This window comes from Anoxybacillus sp. LAT27, from assembly GCF_022030075.1.
Taxonomy (GTDB): Bacteria; Bacillota; Bacilli; order Bacillales; family Anoxybacillaceae; genus Anoxybacillus; species Anoxybacillus kestanbolensis.
Map to the genome: position 1 here is coordinate 1 of NZ_JAIWYK010000396.1, position 224 is coordinate 224.

Annotated in this window: 1 pseudogene; it reads left to right on the forward strand. The window is 55.8% G+C overall.

From position 1 onward, the window contains the following. Window positions 1-7: 7 nt before the first annotated feature. Window positions 8-224: pseudogene (locus LD028_RS09930) on the forward strand (hypothetical protein); the annotation flags it as partial.

Sequence of the window (224 nt, forward strand, 5' to 3'; positions counted from 1 at the left end):
TCAACGCCTGGACAAGTTCGAGGAACGGATCGACCAACTGGAAGGAAAAATGTCCGTGGCGACCAAATGGCTGGAGCGCATCGAACACCGCCTGGAGAGGATGGAGGAGGTTCGCGCCGAACTGCTGCAGGCGATCACCAAATTGCAGACGGAGCTGGAGCTGAAACGGGGCACGACGGAGAAGGACTTGATCCTGCAATTGTTGGACCACGACAAAAGTGATA